Annotated in this window: 2 protein-coding genes; one reads left to right on the top strand and one right to left on the bottom strand. The window is 41.1% G+C overall.

The features are described 5' to 3' along the window. Positions 1-444, top strand: a 444-nt coding sequence (locus tag PX481_RS28940; RefSeq protein WP_288097406.1) for a bluetail domain-containing putative surface protein, incomplete at its 5' end; no start/stop codon positions are given. 179 nt (positions 445-623) lie between these two features. Here PX481_RS28940 and tumA read toward each other — a convergent pair. Beyond that, the gene (gene tumA / locus PX481_RS29965; protein ID WP_002771674.1) at positions 624-854 is read right to left on the bottom strand and encodes an antitoxin TumA; all 231 of its coding nucleotides are present in this window, start codon (positions 852-854) and stop codon (positions 624-626) included. Positions 855-1034: the final 180 nt, after the last annotated feature.

Genomic DNA, 1034 nt, shown 5'->3' with positions numbered 1-1034 from the left:
GCGGGAATTGATACTTTAACCGGTGGTTTAGGTGCAGATACCTTCGTCTTCCAATTTGGCCAATCTACCATATCAACAAGCGATCGTATCACAGATTTTGCCATCAATAGTGATAAAATCGACTTATTAACTCAAGGTGGACTTCCCATGAGTGCGCCTAGTAGTTTCAGTCGAGCTGCTAATAGCACTGTCACCACTTTAGACAATTTAATCAATCAGGTATTTACTGATGCCAATGGAGCGACTACAGGTAATCAAGGATTAGGGGTTAATAGTGCCGCCTTAGTGCAGGTAACAACCGGTGCGATCGCTGGAATTTACCTCGTTATTAATGATAGCACGGCTGGCTTCCAATCCAGCAATGATTTATTAATAAATATCACCGGATTTACTGGTACTTTACCAGCTTTAGGGAGCATTCCGGTGGGTAATTTCTTTATCTAAGTTTCTAAGTAGGCGTAGGGGGCGTTAGGCGGCTATCAATTCCGTCAAAAAACCAAAATTAACAAGCCGCCGTAACGCACCACCTCTATCATTAAATTGGTGCGTTACGCTATCGCGCTTCACACCCTACTGGCTGCACAATTGCTTGCTCTACTTGATTGAGGTAATCAGATAAAAGTTTAAGCAGCATGATTTAATATTTGTTCTAATTCTTGACGCAAAGCAAGGTAATGACGATAATCGTTTGCCCATTCTATAAATATTATATCATCTGATAATGTTCCCTGATTGTATTGGTTATAAAAATCTTCGGAATCCATTTTATGTTGGTTCTCATAAACGCTAAGTCGCTTGGCAACAGCAATCAAAGCATCTAAAGATGATGTATATTGAATGGTCTGTTTACGCATTTTTCTTTTACTCCAAAATAGGGTTTGCTGAATAAATTTGAAATGTAGGCAAAGTAAAGGTTTTGGGGCTTTTCTCGCTCCCACAGGTGCAAGATTTTGAGAGAATCGTCGTTCAAAACCTTGCGTCTTCATCGGCCCGCGTCCTGTAGGGGCGAAGCATTCGGGCAATAACCTATCGGT

It is taken from the genome of Microcystis sp. M53603_WE2 (genome assembly GCF_030065435.1).
The sequence above is the reverse complement of the archived record's forward strand: the minus strand, read 5'-3'. Positions and strand labels throughout refer to the sequence as shown.